Below are 20,393 nucleotides of genomic sequence, written 5' to 3'. Positions count from 1 at the left end.
AGAAGACAAAGGATAGAAGTAAATATGACGACTTTACTTAACTTTTTGGATGTAGCGAATTCTCAAAAAACATCTGTAGATGGGGAAACACTCAGGTTGCTTAAGGAAAACAGAGATTCCTTAAAAATGAGCGACTTGACTATGTTGCTTTTCGGTCACGCTGCTTTCCAATATCTCTATGCAGGTTGCGAGTTGGGAGTATTTGAATTGCTCTCTAAGGAACCGGATATCACAAAAGAAGAAATTGGCGATCGGCTGAACCTAGAAGCATATCCGACTAAGTGTTTAATGCTAGGTTTAACTGCTCTAAAACTTGTTATTAAAGAGGGCGATACATACCGGAATAGTTTTGTAATGCAAATGCTGTTTGTGGATGGCATTTGGCAAGAATTTTACGATACCGTGCTATTTGAGGCTCGCATTGTTTATGTAGGACAGCTAGATTTTGTCGAGTCTTTGCGCCAAAATCGCAACGTGGGGTTGAGACAGTTCCCAGGAGAAGGGCCAGATCTCTACCATCGCTTTATCGAACACCCAGAAATCGAAAAGGTATTCTACAACTACATGGGTTCTTGGTCGAGGTTGGCCAATCCATTGTTGATCAAAAATGTTGACTTTTCCAAATTCCAGAAGGTAGTAGATGTGAGCGGTGGGGATGCTACCAACGCCACAACTGTAGCTGCTGCTTATCCGAACGTGGATATCACCCTGCTGGAAATTCCTGCTAGCTGTCCGATCGCACAAAAGAAAATCGATGCACACGGACTGACCGATCGCATTCACGTTCGTGGCGTTGATATCTTCGTTGACGAGTTTCCCAAGGGCCATGATTGTTTCATGTTTATCCATGTGCTAGTCATATGGACATTAGAAGAAAATACATTCTTGCTTCGTAAAGCTTATGAAGCACTCGAACCAGGTGGTTCGGTCATCATCTTCAACTCCATCTCCTCGGATGACGAAGATGGCCCTGTAATGGCGGCACTCGACTCACCTTACTTTATGGCGCTTCCCGCTACAGGCGGTATGATTTACTCCTGGGCAGATCACGAAAAATGCCTGCGAGATGCCGGCTTCACAAAAATGGAGCGTATTGACTGCAATGCTTGGACTCCTCACGGAATCATCATTGCCACCAAGTAGAAGGGTTTAGTTAACACAAGGGGCGGATTACCGCCCCTTTTTTGCAAATTTTAACCCAAGAGAGTAAACCCGCTTTTCACAGCGTCTGATGGGTTGAGTAGTGCTAAATCCGGATTTCCTTCTATAACAGCAACCAAATCGTTTTGTTTGCCTAAATTGCTGTTGGAGGCGGTATAAATTAAATAGTCACCGCCAAAACCATTGGGAACCAAAGTAAATTGATTTGGTGTACCGCCAAGTACGATCGTGTCTTTGCCTTTCTCGAAATTACGAATAAGAGCGTAATCGTTAGTGCCGATATCCTTAGAATTTAGATAGAAAGATTGGTAGCTATTTGTAGCGGTGCTGCTGGTAGTGCGACCGACTCCCACAACAAACTGATCCGATCCGGAACTGCCAACCAGGGTATCGATTTCTCCATCACCCTTGCTTGTAATCCTCACATCGTATGTAGCACTATTAATGTCTCCCACTACACTAGAAATAGCAACTCCATAAATCTGAGTTTTGCTACCAAAGGCAGTGATGACATCGCTAGCGCTGGAAGCATTGAAATAACCCGTTCTTCCCTCAAACTGTCCAAACTTTTGGTAGTGTTCCAAACCGGACTTTAATTTGCCAAGCCTAACTGCTTCAGAAACATCGAGGTTGTTTGTTAAGTAAGCCTTTTCGTTAAAAAAATTAACTGGGTCTGGGCCTGCGGCAGGAGTTCCAGAACGACCTTCTGCTTCTCCGAAAACGATGAAATGTTGCAACCCAGATCGGAAAAGTCCAACTCGAACTGCTTCCGCTACATCGGCATTTCTAGCCAGATAAGTTGCTTCATCAAAGGATGGAGATATTAAAGTACGTCCTTCTACTACACCAAACTGTTGAAAATGCTGCAAACCAGAACTAAAAAGTCCAGATGCGACAGCCTCTCTGACATCGGCATAATTTTCAAGGTAGAAACTCTCGTTGAAGATCGCAAAACTCATGTTAATCTCCCTCCAGCTATAATTGAGGCACTAATATTCGGTTGGATAAGGGCATCTTCATGTCTGTGAAAGTATGGTTGGTGATTTTAAGATGCTTGCCTCGATCAAGTATATTATTGGTTTAATGGTGCTGATATAAATTTTATGTAAGTACAGAGTAAATAATTAACTACAAAGTTTATCAAAATTTAAAATAATCGCTCAACTTGTGGCTATTGTCAATTTTTTTATGCAAAGATATTAAGTTTACCTAGCGCCAATAAAATTGAAGTACATACTGTCAAAAATGTCAAGTATTGTAAAAAAATATTGCGAATTTGTTATCAAATTGTGTCAGATAAGGGCCAAAACCCGCATCTGATAAGCGTTTTCTGGTAAAACAACACATAAGCCACTTTGAGCGATCGGCACCAAGAGCGACGCTTTGAGCGACTCTGGGGTCTTTTGTGTTGGGTGTGAGGTGTCAAGCTCAACCGCCAACACTGGGGACGATCTGACCGATGCCACCGCATCCAACAATTGACTGAGGAATCTACCGCATCATAAGGAGCCTAACTGAATGTTCACCCACGTCAAGTCCACCATTCGACACATTAAGCCTGACAACCTGCAAGGGCGCTCTTTGATTAAGGTGGTCTATGTCGTGTTAGAGCCGCAATATCAGAGCGCCCTATCAGCGGCGGTTCGCTCGATAAACGAAAACAACCCGAATTTAGCGATCGAAATCAGCGGCTATTTGATCGAAGAACTGCGCGATCGCGACAACTACGACGACTTCAAGCGGGATGTCGCCTCTGCCGATGTTTTTATTGCTTCGCTGATATTCATTGAGGACTTAGCGGAAAAGGTCGTAGCCGCAGTGGAACCGCACCGGGACAAGCTGGATGTCGCCGTTGTCTTCCCCTCCATGCCCCAGGTGATGCGGCTGAACAAAATGGGCAGCTTCTCGATGGCGCAGCTGGGCCAATCGAAAAGTGCGATCGCCCAATTCATGCGGAAACGCAAGGAAAAATCCGGTTCCGGTTTCCAAGACGGAATGCTGAAACTGCTGCAAACCCTGCCCAAAGTCCTGAAATACCTGCCAATGGACAAAGCGCAGGATGCCCGCAACTTCATGCTCAGCTTCCAGTACTGGTTGGGCGGTTCCTCCGAGAACCTGGAAAACTTCCTGCTGATGCTAGCAGACAAATACGTTCTCAAGGGACAACAGAAAGTCCAATTCCAAGATCCCGTCACCTATCCGGACATGGGCATCTGGCATCCCTTAGCACCGACAATGTTTGAGGATGTCAAGGAATACTTTAACTGGTATAACAGCCGCAACGATATTCCCGCCGATCTCAAAGATCCCTTAGCACCCTGCGTTGGTTTGGTGTTGCAGCGCACCCACCTCGTCACCCGCGATGATGCACATTATGTGGCGATGGTGCAGGAATTGGAAGCGATGGGCGCACGGGTAATTTCTGTGTTTGCAGGTGGGTTGGATTTCGCCAAACCGGTGGATACGTATTTCTACAATGCAACTACCAAGACTGCTTTGGTAGATACCGTAGTTTCACTGACAGGTTTCGCCTTGGTGGGTGGCCCAGCAAGACAAGACCATCCGAAAGCAATTGATTCGCTCAAACGCTTGAATCGTCCTTACATGGTTGCCTTACCTTTGGTGTTCCAAACAACCGAAGAATGGCAAGATAGCGATTTGGGATTGCACCCGATTCAAGTAGCTTTGCAGATCGCAATTCCGGAATTGGATGGCGCGATCGAACCGATTATACTATCCGGAAGAGATGGTGCAACCGGGAAAGCGATCGCCCTGCAAGACCGCATCGAAGCGATCGCCCAACGCGCCCTCAAATGGGCTAACTTGCGTCGCAAACCGAAATTGGAAAAGAAAGTTGCGATCACAGTTTTCAGCTTCCCACCCGATAAAGGCAACGTCGGAACTGCTGCCTATCTCGATGTTTTCGGCTCAATTTACGAGGTGATGAAAGCCCTCAAAAATAACGGCTACGATGTACCGGAATTGCCAGAATCAGCCGAAAAATTGATGCAGGAAGTCATCCACGATGCCCAAGCACAATACAGCACCCCAGAATTAAATATCGCTTACAAAATGTCAGTACCTGAGTATGAGGAATTAACTCCCTACTCAGTACGTTTGGAAGAAAATTGGGGACCACCGCCCGGACATCTGAACAGCGACGGACAGAACTTATTAATTTACGGCAAACAGTTCGGCAATGTGTTTATCGGCGTGCAACCGACATTCGGTTATGAAGGCGACCCGATGCGATTGCTGTTCTCCCGTTCTGCCAGTCCGCACCACGGTTTCGCCGCTTACTACACTTATTTGGAACGCATTTGGAAAGCGGATGCAGTGCTGCACTTCGGCACTCACGGTTCGTTGGAATTCATGCCAGGAAAGCAGATGGGAATGTCTGGGGAATGCTATCCAGATTCTCTCATTGGCAAGATTCCCAACATCTATTATTATGCGGCGAATAATCCCAGCGAAGCGACGATCGCCAAGCGTCGCAGCTACGCGGAAACGATCAGCTATCTGACACCACCAGCAGAGAATGCCGGACTTTACAAAGGTTTGCAAGAATTGAGCGAATTGATCGCCTCTTATCAAACTTTGAAAGATACCGGACGCGGCATTCCGATTGTGAACACCATCATGGATAAATGCCGGATGGTGAATCTGGATAAAGATATCGATTTGCCGGAAAAAGATGCCAAAGATTTAACTGCGGAGGAACGGGATACTCTGATCGGTTTGGTGTATCGGCGGTTGATGGAAATTGAATCGCGGTTGTTACCTTGCGGTTTGCACGTGATTGGGAAACCTCCGAGTGCAGAGGAAGCGATCGCAACTTTGGTGAATATTGCCAATCTCGATCGCGCAGAAGAAGAGATTCTGAGTTTACCTCGCATTATCGCCAATAGTATCGATCGCAATATCGACGAAATTTACAGCAACAACGACAAGGGTGTTTTGTCAGATGTGCAACTATTGCAAGACATCACCCAAGCTACCCGCGCCGCTGTTAGCGCTTTGGTGAAAGAACAAACCGATGCAGACGGTCGCGTTTCCCTCGTTTCCAAGCTCAACTTCTTCAATATGGGTAAGAAGGAACCTTGGATCGAAGCATTGCACAAAGCAGGTTACACCAAAGTCGATCCAGAAGCGATCAAACCGCTGTTTGAATATTTGGAATTCTGCCTGAAACAAGTTTGTGCGGATAACGAATTGGGTGGATTGCTGAAAGCTTTGGAAGGCGAATATGTTCTACCTGGGCCGGGTGGCGACCCGATTCGCAACCCGGATGTATTGCCAACTGGTAAGAACATTCACGCTTTAGATCCGCAATCAATTCCCACAGCGGCGGCGGTGAAATCTGCGAAAATTGTAGTAGATAGATTGCTCGATCGGCAACGTGCAGAAACTGGAAATTGGCCAGAGACGATCGCTTGCGTTCTCTGGGGAACAGACAACATCAAAACCTACGGGGAATCCCTCGCCCAAATTATGTGGATGGTGGGAGTAAAACCAGTACCCGATGCTTTGGGACGAGTCAACAAACTCGAACTAATTTCTTTAGCAGAATTAGGTCGTCCTCGGATTGATGTTGTCATTAACTGTTCCGGAGTATTCCGCGATTTGTTCATCAACCAAATGAACTTACTCGACCAAGCTGTGAAGATGGCAGCGGAAGCAGACGAACCATTAGAAATGAACTACGTTCGCAAACACGCACTAGCACAAGCTGCCGAAATGGGAATTAACTTGCGGCAAGCTGCTACTCGCGTATTTTCTAACGCTTCCGGTTCCTATTCTTCTAACATCAACCTGGCAGTAGAGAACAGCACTTGGGAAAGCGAAAAAGAGTTACAAGAAATGTACTTAACTCGCAAATCCTTTGCTTTCACATCCGATAGTCCCGGTACGATGGAACAGTCGCGCAAGATTTTTGAAACTGCACTAAAATCTGCCGATGTCACATTCCAAAATCTCGATTCTTCCGAGATCAGCTTAACCGATGTTTCCCACTACTTCGATTCAGATCCCACCAAAGTCGTAGCCAACTTGCGCGGCGATGGCAAAACCCCAGCATCCTATATTGCTGATACCACCACCGCCAACGCACAAGTACGGACGCTATCAGAAACCGTCCGTTTAGATGCGCGTACCAAACTACTCAATCCCAAGTGGTACGAAGGTATGCTATCCCACGGTTACGAAGGCGTGCGCGAACTCTCCAAACGGTTAGTAAATACGATGGGTTGGAGTGCAACCGCTGGCGCTGTCGATAACTGGATTTACGAGGATACTAACAGCACGTTTATCAAAGATGAGGAAATGCGGAATCGCTTGATGAATCTGAATCCTCATTCTTTCCGCAAAGTTGTTTCCACTTTGTTGGAAGTAAACGGTCGCGGTTATTGGGAGACGAGTGAGAGTAATTTGCAAATGTTGAGAGAGTTGTATCAGGAGGTCGAGGATCGGATTGAAGGGGTAGAATAGTAGTAGTTGTGGGGCAGGCAAAATGCCTGCCCAAATATTGAGGTTATCGGGTATATTTTGGTCTTGCATTTATAAATATAACTTCAGGTTTCTTTTGGTCAGGCAATATTTTGCTTAGTGTTACCTGTAACGCCTTAAAGCTTTCTCTTGAACCTCCTAAAATATCAATAAAAATGTAAACTCTGCAATAATTGGCATCATCCTGTTGTAAGTCTGCTATCTGGGTTTTAAACCAGTTTATATTACGTGAGTTTGTAGTAAGCTTTGTTTCTACTAAAACCTTTTTTCTGCCTGGTTTTGTTTGAAACTCTATAGCTAATCTGCCTGTATTATTTTGTAAATTTAAAACTAAATTACTGTCTAAGGAATAGCCATAGGCAATTCCGTAAAACAATTTTTGGGCTGCACTTTCTTTTCTAGTTTCTTTAGAATTTTTTATGTAGAAAAATTCAGAAAGACCATACTTTTCAATCAAATCTTTAAACTTTTGGCATATTAAAAGTACGCTGGATAATAAATTTTCTGGTTTTAAATTTTTATCACAAATCGATTCAAGCGGATAATTTTGAACGTAATATTGTGATTTTTCATACCAGACAATCTCGCCGTTAATATCGGCATCAAAGTTATAGGATTGAAATGGTTTGTTTTTATAATTTTCAATTAAATCTTTTAATAGCTCTGGATCTTCTAATAATAACTCTCGCAAATTCTTTTTATTGAATCGTCTTATTACTTCTTTCCAAGTCTTTCCGATAGCAGCGTTAAGGTTTTGCCTCAATTGCTTGTTTGTTGTGAAAATTTTATCTGCGTTTTCCCAACAATATGCAACTGGTTCATCACGCAAAATATCTTTTGGTAAAAGTATTAAAGGAGAATTATTATGTGGCTTAACTGGGTTAACAATTCCTTCATATACTCGACCTTCAAAAACTGTTTTTTGCATCCTTAGTCCAAAGTTAGAAAAGATGCGGCGAGAATATTCCAATAGGTCATCCACTATTATTCTGCCAACCATATCGCTGATGCGATCTGCTCCTATGCCATCTTGAAAGAGACCCATCAGTTCAAATATTTCAGGATCATTGATACCTAAATCAACTATTTGTTTAGCTAAATTTAGCGTATTAGTTCTTATGCCAACTCCCATTCCACTACCAGAAGTACCTGATAAACAGTAACCTATGCACAAACCTTGAACTTCACTAAAGGTAAACTTGCGGTCAGCTTCTTTCCATAAAACATCATTAATGTGCCGGGAATTAGCTAATAATTTAAGAATATGCTCAAATCTCTTGCAAAACTTTCCATAAGATCCACTCAACTCAGGAGCTTGAGTTGACTTAAGCAGATGTGGATCGATAAATAGCTTTGAATCCACATCAAGAATTGCATCAAAAGCTCCTGTTTGCGCGAATATTTTTGAATCGACACCAATATATTTACTTATTGAGCCTAGCATACTTTACCTAGTTGGAGGAACTATTATATATAGTAGGCTCAATAAAAAAGTGTTGAGTTCGGTTTCCCTCACTTTAATAGTGAAGATTACTTTACTTATAATTATGGCAAATTGCTAATTTTGAATTGGATGAGAGAAACTGTCCGCAGGTATTTCTATTTCCTCTCTCAGCTTACCATAAAATCGAATTTGGCCTCTTTCCAAGATCTAGCAGCTTTAATTTGCTGTTGAGTAAGATTTTTTGCTCCTGTAAAGTCTGCGTTTGCAAGGTCTGCTTCACTAAAGTTTGTGTTTTCAAAATCTGCATTTATGAAATAGGCACCGCGAAGGTTTGCACCACTAAGATTTGCATCACGTAAGCTTACATTTTGCAGGTATGATCCGGCAAAAATAACATTTTCAAAGTTTGCATTATCGAGAATCGCATTTCTAAAGTCTGTCCTTTCGAGCTTTGCTCCTCTAAAATCAGCACGTATAAGATTTACTCCACGAAAATCTGTTCTATTGAGGACTGTGTTCTTAAAATCTGCTTGGCAAATTTGCGTCGTTAAATATATTTGCTTAGTATATTTATCCACGTCAGCAATTTTGGTATCAGTAAAGTTTGCACCACTAAAATCTGCTCGATCGTAGTATAGCTTCATTCCCACTAGATTTGCATTACTAAAGTTTGCATTTTGGAAATTAACATTTGTAAATTCTGCCTTTTCTAAATTTGCGCCGCTAATATTAGCATTAGTAAAATTGACTTCTTTAAACTCTGCCTTTTCTAAATTTGCCCCGCTAAGATTAGCGTTAGTAAAATTGACTTCTTCAAACTTGGTTTTACTAAGGTCTGCCTTAGTGAAATTGGTAAACATAAAATTTGTACGGATGAACTGCCTTTTACTTAAATTGGCATCTGTGAAATCTGCATTACTAAGATTAAGCCCATAGAAATCCACTCCATCAAATAAATCTTTGCTAAGATTTACTTTTTTCAAATTAAGGTATTTCCCCTCATACTTACGGTAGCGTTTATTATATCTGTTAAAAATATCTAAAATTGCTTGAATAGCAGGAATATTATTTCCTTTATTCCTATATTTAGCTTTGGAGCAAACATAAGCAGCCAAAACTTCCATAATAGGCCAACTATCTCTTTCTGACTCTTCAGCAATCCTTTCAAGAGCATATATTCCACCTAAACACATAGATAGTTCTTGGCTTCCAAGTTGTTCAATTGCTTTTGTGAAACGCTCAGTAATTTGTTTATCTTGTGTAGCTTGGAGGTTTTTTTCAGCAATCTTAAGATTTTTCTGTGTAATCTTAAGATTTTTTTGTGTAAAGTAAAAGGTAAATAATACTGCTGCCCCACCTATAAATTGAATCAACACGCCTATAGCTTGAACAGCAGTTGTACGAACTGGATTTCTTAGTTCAAGGCGTTCCTTTTGAGTCAGTTCCGTTGAGTCAATGCTTTGTAGGGGTAACCAATAAAAATGTAAAGAAATTAAATACCAAATAAGTAAGAAATTACCTAGCCAAATAAAAACTATAATTCTTTTTTCCTGATTTTTAGGCATATAGTTACAATAGTAAATTGAATTTGTTCGCTTTGCTTATACTAAGCTTATACAAATTGTTAAATTAATAATATTTGGATTAAAGTAAAAAAGTAGCATAAAAATAATAGCATGGAATATAGATTATGCGCTACTATGAAATAATTCTTTACTGGAGTAATAAAGACGAGGCATTTATTGCCGAAGTCCCAGAATTACCAGGATGTGCTGCTGATGGAGAAACCTATCAGGAAGCGCTGCAAAATGTACAAGTTATCATGCAAGAATGGATTGAAACTGCACAAGAGTTAGGTCGTGCGATACCTGAAGCAAAGGTTGTTTGATGTTTGTTCTTGTGAAAAGTGGGTTGGCGTAGGGTGCGGGATGCGTTGGCGTAGCCTGCGCGTAGCGCGTATCGCCCCATCCCACTATTGAGAACTAGACCTATATGCGTTGGCGTAGCCTGCTGTAGGCGATCGCACTCTTATTTTCGGCAAAGTGGGTTGGCGAAGCCTGCGCGATCGCAGCTATCAGGTTTATGCTATCTTATAAGTAGATACATTTTGTATCTACTTATTCATGCTGTTTGAATGGGATGAAGACAAAAACGCCCAAAATCTGAGGAAACATGGCATTAGTTTTGAAGAAGCTCAAGAAATCTTTGACGGAATCGTATTTACCGCCATTGATGAGCGTTTCGACTACGGAGAAATCCGAGAAATAAGTATCGGCGCAATACAGGGTGTCGTTATCGTCACAGTAGCGCATACTGAAAGAAATGGAGTTATCCGCATCATCTCTGCCAGAAAAGCCACTCGACAAGAAATAAAAACCTACTATGAGTATCTCGCCAAAACGACTTGAAGAATTACAAAACATCCCAGAAGATGCCATTGATACATCTGATATTCCTGAGTTAGATGCGAATTTCTGGTCAAAAGCCAAACTGGTAAAACCCATCACCAAAAAAGCTATTTCTCTCAGGGTTGATAGCGATGTGTTAGATTGGTTTAAAAGCCAAGGAAAAGGTTATCAATCTTTGATGAATGCTGTTCTGCGCTCTTATGTTGAACATCAGAAAGATTAACGATTTAAATTCAAAAATCAGCAAACTTTCACGTTGTTAATTTTGATATGAATGCTTTAACCGTCAATTTCAATTCCATAATTAAACTGACAGACGAGCAATTTTTCCAGCTATGTCAGGATAACCGCGATTTAAGATTTGAACGCAATGCTAATGGAGAATTAATTATTATGCCACCAACAGGAGGAGAGACGGGAAACCGCAATGCTGGACTAACTGCACAAGTTTGGATTTGGAACGACCAAAGTAAACTCGGTATGGTTTTCGACTCTTCCACAGGTTTTAAATTACCAAATGGTGCCGATCGTTCTCCCGATGCAGCTTGGATACCTTTAGAACGTTGGAATGCTTTAACGTCGGAACAACAGCAGAAATTTCTTCCCCTTTGTCCTGATTTTGTAGTTGAATTACTTTCGCCAAGTGACAGTTTAAGTGCAACTCAACAAAAAATGCAGGAGTATATGGATAATGCTACTCGTTTGGGGTGGTTGATTGTTCGAGCTTCGCGGCGAGTAGAAATTTATCGCCAAGATCAAGAAGTGGAAATTTTGGAATTTCCTGTTAGTTTATCTGGAGAAGATGTTTTACCAGGATTTGTGTTAAATCTTGAATCAATGTGGTAATCTCCATTAGCAAATTGATTCAAGATACCTTTTGCTATATGCGATCGCAGTATATCCTCACTTTGTATGTTACCCTGGTTAACAACTATTTAAAAATGGCTTTAGTAGTGGCAGTTCAAATGAAAATAGATGCCAAAAAAAATTAGAGAACTGAAAAAGTTACTTTTGGATGCAGGATTTACTTATCGACAAGGTAAGGGTAGTCATGAAGTGTGGAGTCATCCCTTATTAAGTCAGCCAATTGTCATTGCTCGAAAAGATGGGGATGATGCCCCATTATATTTAGAAAAGCAGGTGAATGCGGCAAGAAAAGAACTAGAAGAAATGGAGGATTCTGAGGAATGAACTCACTCTACAGTATGGTGATTCAATGGTCGGATGAGGATGGTTGTTTTGTGGTGTTTCTGCCAGAGTTTGTTGGGTTGGTGATGCAGCCTTGCACAGATGGACAAACTTATGAAGAAGCTGCAAGGCATGGACAAGAGGTTATTGCTTCCTTAATTGAGTGGTTTGAAGCAGAAGGAAAACCACTGCCACAACCGAGAACTATTCCGCAGCAGCCGCTATCTGTGGCTTGAAAAGTCAAGGCGAAAGGCGAAAGGTCGTTTGATGTTTGCTCTTGTGAAAAGGACGTTGGCGTGGGGTGCTGTATGCGATCGCTTTTCCTGCGCGACAGCGCGTATCGCGTATCGCCCTCATTTTGTTGCGATAGAATTAACTTAGCAAATCGGAAATTATACCACTCTCATTTAATCGTTAGCTTCTTGATAATGCCAATTATTTTTGTCAATTTCAATGAAGTCAAATTTGCATTGAAATTCTTCACCAATAGGACTGCACGCATAGACTCCCACATCGATAGAATCTTTAAAGTCATGGAGGTGAGCAATTCTCATTTGTTGCCATTTTTTCCCATCCAGTGAATACTCAAGCAGAAAGTCCTGACCCCGCTTACTAAGCCGATACATCGCTGACTTGACATCGGAAGATATGTCTTGTGTTGCCCAATCTGAAAAACCATAATTTGTGACAACTGAGCCAAGGCGACTAATTTTATCATCTTCGTACTCAATTGAACATTTTATCCAATTTTCACTGTCTATTCTGGCAATAATTCCGCACTGGTCGTATTGCGATTTTGGGTTAAACTGAACTCGCGTTTTTAAGGAAAAATCCTCTTTAATATTGGTTAATAAACAGTGACCGTCATCTCGCCTGAAGCCATAATGGGTTCTTTGCCAAAAATCAGTTTTTGATTTAGTAATTAAATGAATACCTCGATCTAAAAAATATGTTTTTGGCTCATTCAGCCAAAAAAATTCGTCAGGAATTTGAGCCGAGATGAAATTATAAAGCTTCATACTATGGTTTACCTATTACTGCGCTAGCTCAAATCAATCTTATGGCTGTAAATTTTATAACTTAAATCTATTATATTCAAAGATTGAGCCAAATTCAATCTTTCAGAGTGCGATCGCACTTTCATTTCCCCAAAATGCGATCGCACAAAAAATTGCACCCCTATTCAGCGAAATCATCTAATATTTCCTCCTCTCATAATTTCGCACATATTTATAATAGTAAGAGCGGGTTTCATAACCCGCTCATTTTGGTATAAGCGATCGAGAAACCCCATTTATTTATGAACCGATCCATCGGGCATTGTTGCACCCTTCAAATTAGCATCTGCCAGATAAGCGTCTTGGAGATTGGCACCGATTAAATTGGCACCTCGGAGATTAGCACCGCGCAGATAAGCACCACTTAAATTAGCACCGCTTAAATTAGCAGATCTGAGGTCGGCATTATTAAGATCGGCATTAGCTAAATTGGCACCTTCCAAATAAGCACCCCACAGCTTAGTTTCTTCCAAAATTGCTCCCTCTAGGTTGGCATTTTCCAAGTCCGCACCTCTTAAATCGGCACGTTCTAAATTGGCATCGCTTAAGTCCGCAGCAGCCAAGTCCGCACCCTCAAGTTTAGCATCGTTCAGTTGGGCACCTTCTAACTTGGCACGTTCCAAGTTCGCATTATTTAAGTAGGAATAGCCTAGTTTGGCACGCCATAGGTAAGCACCGGTGAGATTGGCATTACTTAAATTGGTACTGACTAAATTGGCATAACCAAGCTTACCGCCGATTAACTTTGCACCTAATAAATTGGCACCTTCCAAGTTGGCATAAGATAGCTTGGTACCGATTAAATTCGCACCGCCTAAATTAGCATAAGATAGCTTCGCGCCGCCTAAATTCGCGTATGCTAATTTCGCATCTCCTAAATTGGCACCCTCTAAATAAGCATACCTGAGATTGGCACCAGTTAAGTTGGCACCGTCTAACTTGGCATATGCCAGCTTCGCATTGCTTAAGTTAATTTGTTTCAAGTCAGCACCAGTTAGTTCGCACCGGAAACATTCATTAGTCACCAGCAACTGGCGGAAGCCATCTTGAGGAATTGCCAACTTTTTATGATTAGATAAAGTGAACATTAGCAAGCTCGAGCTGCATAAGGTGAGGAAGCAAGCGAACATAGTCAAATGGATCGAAGTTTTTCCCCGACTTGGTTTGCCGGCACTTGCCAAACTTGCTGTTGTGTTGTTGCGGACAACATCGATCGGTCGAAGTGATACCAAAGCAGCAGCGGCATTGGCAAATCGGTTTTTGAGGTTGGGTGCTACCATTTTTTCCAGCCATTTAATAAATTGCTGACTTAGATTTGGTAGCAGATGTTTGAAGTTGATGGTGTAAGTTTCGTCGATTAAGTTGCCGATTTCTGTTGATTTTGTATTTGTCAGTAAGCAAATTAGGGTAGCACCCAAACTGTAGAGGTCAGAGGCTTCTGTCAGCTGGCGGTTGAATAGCTGTTCTGGGGGCATAAATCCCAAGGTGCCTTTGACTGCGCTGCTGAGGGCAACTTCTCCGCTACCGCTGCGGGCGAAGCCAAAATCGACGAGGTAAACGTTGAGGCGATCGCGATCGTAACTGCGATCGACTAAAATATTTTCTGGTTTAATGTCGCGATGAATCACCGCCGGGATTTGCTGTTGCAGGTAAATTAAAACCTCCAAAACAGCAGCAGCAATCTGCTTGATTTCTTCCACATTAAAGAAACCCGAATGCGCCAAAGAAGGCGCTTGTTTGTATTCCTGCACCAAGCAAAAGCCCGCTGTGGTTTGGAAGGAATCGAGATAACGTGGAATGCTGGGATGATTCAGTTGCCGCAGCATTTGAATTTCTCGATTCACAGAGTCGTAGTCCGACCAACTCGCATTGAATTGGGCAAACTGAAACTGTTTTATGACTACCGGCAAATGTGTTTTTGTATCGATCGCTAGGTACGTGACTCGACCGCAGGCGCGATTGTGGCCGAGTTCTCGTTCAATTTGATAGCCGTGGCTAGAAAAATCAGGGAAGTTGCTCATAATGATACTCGCTGCGTTGACTTAGCGTGCTGTAGGTGTACCGCTCTTCCTGTCGTAGGCAAACACAATTAACTACTATGTTTGCCACAAAAGTAGCATTTGCGATCGCACTTTGCCCAAATGTTAATTAATCTCAAGATTAAAAGCTCTAATTTCTTCTATCCTTGATTATTTTTAGGAAACCGCCCAAGGCAATCGTGATTAGGGATGCTGCACCGCCAAAACAGGCGAAGGCAAGCACGTAGAGGGTGAAGATAAAAATTTTCACGGCTGGGGCGTTGAGAATGGCAGCACTGATGCCGGAATAGCCGAAGAACAGGGTAGTCATGATGCCGATCGTAAAGCAACCTCCCAATAAAATTAATCCCAATCCGCCAGATAAAACGATCGCGTTTGCCCGCACTTGACTGGATTTAGCCAATTTGGCGCTACTTTCGCGCCGTTGCAAAGTTTCTCTTGGCTGGCGGATTTTGTGAGGATTAACGGGAACTAACCCGGATGCAAGTGTTTGCAAAGCTTCGCGGGCGAATGGGAAGCGTTTTTCCACTGCCGGTTCTGTGAGTTTATGAATCCAACGCCCAAAGCTAGGAGTTATATTAACGCGATCGGCAAACTGAATGCGCGAATCCTGATGGGGTAAATCGGTAGGAACTGTCCCAGTCAAAAGGTGTATTAATGTCGCACCCAAAGCATAAAGATCCGAAGCGGGAACAGAACGTCCCCAAAATTGCTCGATCGGCGTATAACCGCAAGTTCCCACAACGGTAAATGTCATTCCCGTCACTGCGGCTTTTTCTTGCACAGCACCAAAATCAACTAAATAAACTTGTTTGTTTTCTGCCAAAATTAAGTTGCTGGGCTTAATGTCTCGGTGCAACACGGGCGGATTCAATTCGTGCAGATAAATGAGAATATCCAGAACTTCTGCGGCAATTTGGCGTACTTCATCTTCCGAAAAAGTGTGTCGCTTATCCAAAAGTGTTTGCAACGTAACGCCGGGAATGTAGTCCTGTACCAAAGCAAACCAAGGTAAACCTCCACCTGCTTGTCTATCCAATGAAAAATAATCGCGGTAGCGAGGAATGCAAGGATGATTGAGATTTTGTAAGATTTTGGCTTCCCGTTCAAATAATTTCAGTTCTTCCCACTGCATCTGGGGACTGAACGCCAGTAATTTGACGATCGCTTGTTCGTGCGGTGGTGGAGAATGGAGATCGAGAGCTAGCCAAGTGTGCCTACCTGCACCAGTATGTCCGAGCTGCTCTTGTAATTGGTATCTTTCTTGCAGTATCTGTCCTGATTCAAACATAATTATTGCCATCGGTAGAGGTTTGCGATCGAACTTTTCTGACTCTCAATACAAATATGAGCCAGTCAGTCTTGGGAATGCAAGTAGTTTTGCTCGATCGCGTTGAAAATTTAACTCGTTCGCAGGTTGAAGCCGGTCACAATAATATAGAGGCTCTGACTCGTGATGTAAGTTGTTAGTCAACAGCTATTTTTATTGTTTTGCGTTTATCTAATCTTTCATATTGCGAATGCTCAACAGAAAGACTTTCAAATGTCACAAAATAATTTTCGTTCCAGTTTTCAATCAAATCGGTAAACCAAACATCTGGAGGTATGAGATCGTGAGCGTCATTGCGTCCGTTGTTGTGGCTCAAGTGAATCTCTCCTACTTCTTTTGAGTTTAGCATTGACAAGCAAGTTTGTTTTGTGAGTTCTCGGTCGCCTGCAAACCAGATTAGCACATGAGAAACATCTACCAACAAGGGACGATCGACTAGAGTTTCCCAACTCGAACACCAATATTCTGGAGACGGCATAACTTCTACATAAACGGGAACTTGCAAAGTTTTTTCAAGTTGGGATAAAGCAGTTTCTAACTCTTGTCTGCTGCATTCGCGCTGAAGCGGCGGATGAATTGAGACGGCGCGAACATCATGATTGGCGATGAAATCTGAGTAAGTTTTCCAGGTTTTCTGATGCAACAAACTAAGGCGCGATCGCACACCGTCTTTGTAAAGGCAGGAATCGTGCAAAATCAGCGGTATTCCTGAGTAATCAAAATCCACAGAGCAAGTGCTGCCTATTGCTAATTCTAAATAATCCAGCTTCATCCGTTCGCGGAGTTTCTCAAAAATTTCTAGGCACTCGGCGTGCGATCGCATTCCAATTGCTGTAATACTGAGTCCTAGCATTATAGATTTCCTTGATGTTTGAAATACGCTTTGTGGCTGAAAATCTCTTCGTGGACGAAGGCAAGCCGACGACCAAAACCAATCCATTGCCAAAGTTCATTAAGTATTTCTGAGTTTTTGTCATTTTGAAACTTTTGAAACACTCTATTTTCAAATTGCCATTCTTGCTCGTCCTCTTGCCGGACTAAAGTGACTCGAGTCTCTGCACACCACTCATTTATATCGATGTTTGCATTTTTTCCCAAATCATCCCATAACTTTAACAGTAATTCTTTTTTTTTGCTCTCTTCAAGAGTGTTAATCAATCTTTCTAGACAAGTTTCACGCTCTTCATTAGCTTGACAAAAGAAAGATAAATTTTTGGTTACACACCATTGATTGAGATCGAAATTGTCAATATTATTGCCAGACCACTTTTCCCTGTATAATCCAGAAACATCTATTTCCAACAATCTCACTTTATGGAACAGTTCTGCTTCCACTTCAGCAGTTTCTCTCAAAAAATGGCGTGATACGAATTGAGGATCGAGGTAACGATCGTCTGCATAGAATTCACTTATATAATCATTGATGTAGTACCAGTCGTCTCCGTAATAGATTGCTGATTGGTAAACGCTGTAAAGGCGATCGCCTTCATTCAACAAAACCCCTTTGGCAATGGCTTGTTGAGCTTTGGCAGAAGATAAACCTTGCAATAATTTATAAGCATTAGCTCTAACAAGCAGCGCCTCATCGTTCATTGCTTCTATCAATAAATTTATACCTGCATCTCCATATTTGAGCGCATCCAAAAGAACTGCTATTCTTTGCTCGACAATGGGAGTGGCAAAACGTCGCCGCCATCCTTCTATTCCTCCTAAAACTACGCCTCCCACTGGCGGTGGAGTTTGTCCTCCCAAAACGGCATCGAAGTTTTTTGGTTGATTAGAATTTTCTGCCATCGCGTAATTCTCTCAGCCATACTGCATAAGTTTATCATTAGCTGCGATCGCTATCATCAGAGATTTCCTTGAGGTTGTAAATACGCTTTTTTGTTGATGATATCTTCATGGACAAAAGCCAACCGACGATTAAAGCCAATCAATTCCCAAAGTTGTCCAAGTAATTCCAAGTTTTTCTCATTTTGTAGCGTTTGTAAAACTCTTGTTTCAAATTGAAATTCTTCCTCGTCATCTTGGCAGGTTAAAGGAACGTTATTAGCTGCACACCATTCATTAATATTAAAATTCTCAATAGGGTTGGGATAGTCTCGCCAAATATCGGAAATATTCACTTCCAGCATTCTCACTGCATGAAATAGTACAGCTTCAGCTTCGGCACTTTCTTTGAAAAGATGACGCGAGATTAATTTTGGTTCGCAGTCATCGTAATATTTAAACATTCCATCTTCTGGATTCGTGATGTAGTATAAATTTTTATCACTGCGATCGATACCTGGCTTGTAAAGCGGATATTCTTTCTGGTAATATTGATTAATTGAATCTGTGATATAATACCAATCATCGCCGTAAGAAATATCTGACTTGTAAACGCTGTAAATCCTGTCGCCTATGTTTAAGGGTATCCCTCTGGCGATCGCTTTTTTAGCTTTAGCAGCAGATACATTTTGCAAAAGTTTATAAGCAGTAACTCTAACGATTATTTCTCGCTCGTTCATTGCCTCTACTAACAAATCTATGCCTGCATCTCCATAATTGAGCGCATCAGAAAGAGCTGCTACTCGTTCTTCGACAATAGAAGCAGCGAAACGTCGGCGCAATCCTTCCATTCCTCCCAAAACTACACCTCCCACTGGTGGTGGAGTCTGTCCTCCCAATACAGCATCGAAATCTCTTGGTCGATCGCTATTTTTTGCCATAATTTAATCTCCTATCCAATAAAGTATGACATTTTCCCTTGAAGCTTCTCTTTTTCAAGTTTGTATAGAAAACTCTTGTGGGTCTATTCCCCAATTCACCCATTTAATCGCTTCTCTTGCCGATCGCATATTCGGCGGTACTCGCAAAGCGTGAATGTATCCCGTACTCGGACAAGTCATTTTTAACATATAAATTTGCTCTATATCTACATCATTATCAATTTTTAACAATGTATATTCTTGCCAATTGTCTAATTCTACTGGTTGCAATTCCTGACAAATTCTCGCATATCCAATTCCCTGAATTAGCACTCGCCTCAACTCAGCATTTTTCTCAGATAAAAGCCATTCAGCTTGCCATCGATCCGGATGCACTTTGCCGTATTCTTCAGGTAAGATAATACCATGATAAGCGTAGATGCTGAAACCATCGGCATATTGAATAGCAGCTGAACCTTCGGCGTGCAGGCGTTGTTGATTATCGAAGGAAAGAATGCGGGGGCGATCGCACACTAGAAAAAGATTTTCTAATGGAAACACCCAGTTACATTCTTTAACTAGCGATTGAAATAGAAGCCATTTTTCTCGATCGCCATCGCAGTTCAATGCGGAAAAACAAAAATCAACAAAAGCAGCCCGACTGTTCCACGAATTCAAATTCCACAGACGCATAGCACCGTGATAAAAGTGATTGTGAATTAATCCAGACAGCATTCGATCGGCTGCATCTTCTAAACTATATAAAGGCACTTCAACTTCTAAATCGATATTTGCTTGAAAGATTTTTTTTAGTTTGCTTCCCATATATTCTATCATTTTTCGCACCAGATGTTCTTCCACTTGCTCCCAAACTCGACGTTCTGTTTGTTCGACCAACAATATTTCCAGTTCTTCGCACAGTTCATCTCCTATTTGTTCCTTCAGTTGCTGCCACAGATAACTTCTCCAAGAAACTTTTTCTGCTTGCGTGTTATAAGGGTCTTTCCAATATAAAGCCCACAGTTTTGTTTCCAGTTTCTCCCATAAATTCAATTCACTGTTATCTCTGATGGCAAGACTACTCGACCAGAAACTTGAATCAAATTCTTCTGTTGTTGTATTTTTCAATTGCTCGCCTATAAATGACGCGATATAACTCAAAGCTGCGAAAGGGCTATCAAAAAAAATAATTTTTGGTTTTGGTTTTTTATTACGAATTAAACGATAAGCGTTCTCCAGCGCTATTGTTGCTTTTATTCTATCTATTGGCTTAATAGAAAGGGCAATTCGTTCCCATTTTTCCTGATAAACCGAAATCAGATATTCTTGTTCTGGAGTAAGTTTTTTTACCATAGCTATTAGTTAAGTGCTTACTTGTTAAGATTAACACAGCGAAGCGGTCAGTTAAATAAATCTTCCTTGGGCTAGAGGATTGTTAGCAAATATCAATAATTGTCAAGAATTTTAAAGCTATTTCTTAGACAAGTGAGAACTGATATAGGCTGTTTAATAGCGCCTTATTTTGGATTTTAATTTAAAAGTAAGATAGCCAAAACAAAATTAATGGCTC

The 20,393-nt window shown here is 41.7% G+C and carries 20 protein-coding genes; 10 read left to right on the top strand and 10 right to left on the bottom strand.

Features of this window, described 5'->3' with window-relative positions; all coding sequences use genetic code 11:
• Window positions 1-24: 24 nt before the first annotated feature.
• Window positions 25-1,143, top strand: a complete 1,119-nt coding sequence (locus H6G03_RS23810) for a methyltransferase (protein ID WP_190469555.1) — start codon at window positions 25-27, stop codon at window positions 1,141-1,143.
• 50 nt (window positions 1,144-1,193) lie between these two features.
• On the opposite strand, the gene H6G03_RS23805 is transcribed toward H6G03_RS23810, so the two are convergent.
• Window positions 1,194-2,120 (bottom strand): hypothetical protein, encoded by a 927-nt coding sequence (locus H6G03_RS23805; protein ID WP_190469552.1) that lies wholly within the window; start codon window positions 2,118-2,120, stop codon window positions 1,194-1,196.
• 559 nt (window positions 2,121-2,679) lie between these two features.
• On the opposite strand from H6G03_RS23805, the gene H6G03_RS23800 reads away from it, so the two are divergent.
• The gene (locus H6G03_RS23800; protein ID WP_190469549.1) at window positions 2,680-6,648 is read left to right on the top strand and encodes a magnesium chelatase subunit H; all 3,969 of its coding nucleotides are present in this window, start codon (window positions 2,680-2,682) and stop codon (window positions 6,646-6,648) included.
• Between the two features lie 43 nt (window positions 6,649-6,691).
• Here H6G03_RS23800 and H6G03_RS23795 read toward each other — a convergent pair whose 3' ends face one another.
• Window positions 6,692-8,110 carry a hypothetical protein gene (locus H6G03_RS23795; protein ID WP_190469546.1) on the bottom strand — a complete coding sequence of 473 codons (1,419 nt, stop codon included), beginning with the start codon at window positions 8,108-8,110 and terminating at the stop codon, window positions 6,692-6,694.
• Window positions 8,111-8,277: 167 nt separating this feature from the next.
• A complete protein-coding gene (locus H6G03_RS23790; protein WP_190469543.1) occupies window positions 8,278-9,675 on the bottom strand; it encodes a pentapeptide repeat-containing protein in 1,398 nt (465 codons plus the stop codon).
• Window positions 9,676-9,800: 125 nt separating this feature from the next.
• Here H6G03_RS23790 and H6G03_RS23785 point away from each other — a divergent pair, with 125 nt between their 5' ends.
• The 7 genes from H6G03_RS23785 to H6G03_RS23755 all read left to right on the top strand — a co-directional run bounded on the left by H6G03_RS23785 (window position 9,801) and on the right by H6G03_RS23755 (window position 11,942).
• Complete coding sequence (locus H6G03_RS23785) at window positions 9,801-9,998, top strand: type II toxin-antitoxin system HicB family antitoxin (RefSeq protein WP_199315442.1); 198 nt, start codon at window positions 9,801-9,803, stop codon at window positions 9,996-9,998.
• A 235-nt stretch (window positions 9,999-10,233) separates the two neighbouring features.
• On the top strand, window positions 10,234-10,518 hold the full coding sequence (locus tag H6G03_RS23780) for a BrnT family toxin (protein ID WP_190469540.1): 285 nt from the start codon (window positions 10,234-10,236) through the stop codon (window positions 10,516-10,518).
• Window positions 10,493-10,741 (top strand): BrnA antitoxin family protein, encoded by a 249-nt coding sequence (locus H6G03_RS23775; protein WP_190469537.1) that lies wholly within the window; start codon window positions 10,493-10,495, stop codon window positions 10,739-10,741. Before H6G03_RS23780 ends, H6G03_RS23775 begins: the two co-directional genes overlap by 26 nt.
• Before the next feature lie 47 nt (window positions 10,742-10,788).
• Entirely contained in the window at window positions 10,789-11,364 is a 576-nt protein-coding gene (locus H6G03_RS23770) for a Uma2 family endonuclease (protein WP_190469534.1), read from the top strand.
• The gene (locus H6G03_RS23765; protein ID WP_190469530.1) at window positions 11,358-11,510 is read left to right on the top strand and encodes a hypothetical protein; all 153 of its coding nucleotides are present in this window, start codon (window positions 11,358-11,360) and stop codon (window positions 11,508-11,510) included. Before H6G03_RS23770 ends, H6G03_RS23765 begins: the two co-directional genes overlap by 7 nt.
• Window positions 11,494-11,709 (top strand): type II toxin-antitoxin system HicA family toxin, encoded by a 216-nt coding sequence (locus H6G03_RS23760; RefSeq protein WP_190469528.1) that lies wholly within the window; start codon window positions 11,494-11,496, stop codon window positions 11,707-11,709. The genes H6G03_RS23765 and H6G03_RS23760 overlap by 17 nt, the downstream gene beginning before the upstream one ends.
• Window positions 11,706-11,942 (top strand): type II toxin-antitoxin system HicB family antitoxin, encoded by a 237-nt coding sequence (locus H6G03_RS23755; protein WP_190469524.1) that lies wholly within the window; start codon window positions 11,706-11,708, stop codon window positions 11,940-11,942. Before H6G03_RS23760 ends, H6G03_RS23755 begins: the two co-directional genes overlap by 4 nt.
• A 171-nt stretch (window positions 11,943-12,113) precedes the next feature.
• Here H6G03_RS23755 and H6G03_RS23750 read toward each other — a convergent pair whose 3' ends face one another.
• The 3 genes from H6G03_RS23750 to H6G03_RS23740 all read right to left on the bottom strand — a co-directional run bounded on the left by H6G03_RS23750 (window position 12,114) and on the right by H6G03_RS23740 (window position 16,094).
• Window positions 12,114-12,725, bottom strand: coding sequence for a DUF1349 domain-containing protein (locus H6G03_RS23750; RefSeq protein WP_190469519.1), 612 nt, complete (start codon window positions 12,723-12,725; stop codon window positions 12,114-12,116).
• Window positions 12,726-13,000: 275 nt separating this feature from the next.
• Window positions 13,001-14,785, bottom strand: a complete 1,785-nt coding sequence (locus H6G03_RS23745; protein WP_190469516.1) for a serine/threonine-protein kinase — start codon at window positions 14,783-14,785, stop codon at window positions 13,001-13,003.
• Window positions 14,786-14,933: 148 nt separating this feature from the next.
• Window positions 14,934-16,094, bottom strand: coding sequence for a serine/threonine-protein kinase (locus H6G03_RS23740; RefSeq protein ID WP_190469578.1), 1,161 nt, complete (start codon window positions 16,092-16,094; stop codon window positions 14,934-14,936).
• A gap of 5 nt (window positions 16,095-16,099) precedes the next feature.
• Here H6G03_RS23740 and H6G03_RS23735 point away from each other — a divergent pair, with 5 nt between their 5' ends.
• Window positions 16,100-16,273, top strand: a complete 174-nt coding sequence (locus tag H6G03_RS23735; protein ID WP_190469513.1) for a hypothetical protein — start codon at window positions 16,100-16,102, stop codon at window positions 16,271-16,273.
• Here the strand turns inward: H6G03_RS23735 and H6G03_RS23730 are convergent.
• The 4 genes from H6G03_RS23730 to H6G03_RS38230 are packed head-to-tail and all read right to left on the bottom strand — an operon-like array spanning window position 16,270 to window position 20,176.
• On the bottom strand, window positions 16,270-16,986 hold the full coding sequence (locus H6G03_RS23730) for a hypothetical protein (RefSeq protein WP_190469510.1): 717 nt from the start codon (window positions 16,984-16,986) through the stop codon (window positions 16,270-16,272). The genes H6G03_RS23735 and H6G03_RS23730 overlap by 4 nt on opposite strands.
• Window positions 16,986-17,927 (bottom strand): hypothetical protein, encoded by a 942-nt coding sequence (locus H6G03_RS23725; protein WP_190469508.1) that lies wholly within the window; start codon window positions 17,925-17,927, stop codon window positions 16,986-16,988. The genes H6G03_RS23730 and H6G03_RS23725 overlap by 1 nt, the downstream gene beginning before the upstream one ends.
• Window positions 17,928-17,983: 56 nt before the next feature.
• On the bottom strand, window positions 17,984-18,844 hold the full coding sequence (locus tag H6G03_RS23720; RefSeq protein ID WP_190469504.1) for a hypothetical protein: 861 nt from the start codon (window positions 18,842-18,844) through the stop codon (window positions 17,984-17,986).
• A 54-nt stretch (window positions 18,845-18,898) separates the two neighbouring features.
• Window positions 18,899-20,176, bottom strand: coding sequence for a DUF6745 domain-containing protein (locus tag H6G03_RS38230; protein WP_242056908.1), 1,278 nt, complete (start codon window positions 20,174-20,176; stop codon window positions 18,899-18,901).
• Window positions 20,177-20,393: the final 217 nt, after the last annotated feature.

Origin of the sequence: Aerosakkonema funiforme FACHB-1375 (assembly GCF_014696265.1) — a bacterium.
Lineage (GTDB): Bacteria > Cyanobacteriota > Cyanobacteriia > Cyanobacteriales > Aerosakkonemataceae > Aerosakkonema > Aerosakkonema funiforme_A.
Note: the sequence above shows the minus strand (reverse complement) of the source record. Positions and strands in the feature narration are given on the sequence as shown.

What these genes read in the sequence shown, in the direction of transcription:
- H6G03_RS23725 (WP_190469508.1), bottom strand. Translation starts at nt 17,927, where the DNA reads ATGGCAGAAAATTCTAATCAACCAAAAAACTTCGATGCCGTTTTGGGA.
- H6G03_RS23755 (WP_190469524.1), top strand. Translation starts at nt 11,706, where the DNA reads ATGAACTCACTCTACAGTATGGTGATTCAATGGTCGGATGAGGATGGT.
- H6G03_RS23785 (WP_199315442.1), top strand. Translation starts at nt 9,801, where the DNA reads ATGCGCTACTATGAAATAATTCTTTACTGGAGTAATAAAGACGAGGCA.
- H6G03_RS23810 (WP_190469555.1), top strand. Translation starts at nt 25, where the DNA reads ATGACGACTTTACTTAACTTTTTGGATGTAGCGAATTCTCAAAAAACA.
- H6G03_RS23800 (WP_190469549.1), top strand. Translation starts at nt 2,680, where the DNA reads ATGTTCACCCACGTCAAGTCCACCATTCGACACATTAAGCCTGACAAC.
- H6G03_RS23740 (WP_190469578.1), bottom strand. Translation starts at nt 16,094, where the DNA reads ATGTTTGAATCAGGACAGATACTGCAAGAAAGATACCAATTACAAGAG.
- H6G03_RS23790 (WP_190469543.1), bottom strand. Translation starts at nt 9,675, where the DNA reads ATGCCTAAAAATCAGGAAAAAAGAATTATAGTTTTTATTTGGCTAGGT.
- H6G03_RS23750 (WP_190469519.1), bottom strand. Translation starts at nt 12,725, where the DNA reads ATGAAGCTTTATAATTTCATCTCGGCTCAAATTCCTGACGAATTTTTT.
- H6G03_RS23770 (WP_190469534.1), top strand. Translation starts at nt 10,789, where the DNA reads ATGAATGCTTTAACCGTCAATTTCAATTCCATAATTAAACTGACAGAC.
- H6G03_RS23760 (WP_190469528.1), top strand. Translation starts at nt 11,494, where the DNA reads ATGCCAAAAAAAATTAGAGAACTGAAAAAGTTACTTTTGGATGCAGGA.
- H6G03_RS23805 (WP_190469552.1), bottom strand. Translation starts at nt 2,120, where the DNA reads ATGAGTTTTGCGATCTTCAACGAGAGTTTCTACCTTGAAAATTATGCC.
- H6G03_RS23780 (WP_190469540.1), top strand. Translation starts at nt 10,234, where the DNA reads ATGCTGTTTGAATGGGATGAAGACAAAAACGCCCAAAATCTGAGGAAA.
- H6G03_RS23730 (WP_190469510.1), bottom strand. Translation starts at nt 16,986, where the DNA reads ATGCTAGGACTCAGTATTACAGCAATTGGAATGCGATCGCACGCCGAG.
- H6G03_RS23745 (WP_190469516.1), bottom strand. Translation starts at nt 14,785, where the DNA reads ATGAGCAACTTCCCTGATTTTTCTAGCCACGGCTATCAAATTGAACGA.
- H6G03_RS38230 (WP_242056908.1), bottom strand. Translation starts at nt 20,176, where the DNA reads ATGGTAAAAAAACTTACTCCAGAACAAGAATATCTGATTTCGGTTTAT.
- H6G03_RS23775 (WP_190469537.1), top strand. Translation starts at nt 10,493, where the DNA reads ATGAGTATCTCGCCAAAACGACTTGAAGAATTACAAAACATCCCAGAA.
- H6G03_RS23720 (WP_190469504.1), bottom strand. Translation starts at nt 18,844, where the DNA reads ATGGCAAAAAATAGCGATCGACCAAGAGATTTCGATGCTGTATTGGGA.
- H6G03_RS23795 (WP_190469546.1), bottom strand. Translation starts at nt 8,110, where the DNA reads ATGCTAGGCTCAATAAGTAAATATATTGGTGTCGATTCAAAAATATTC.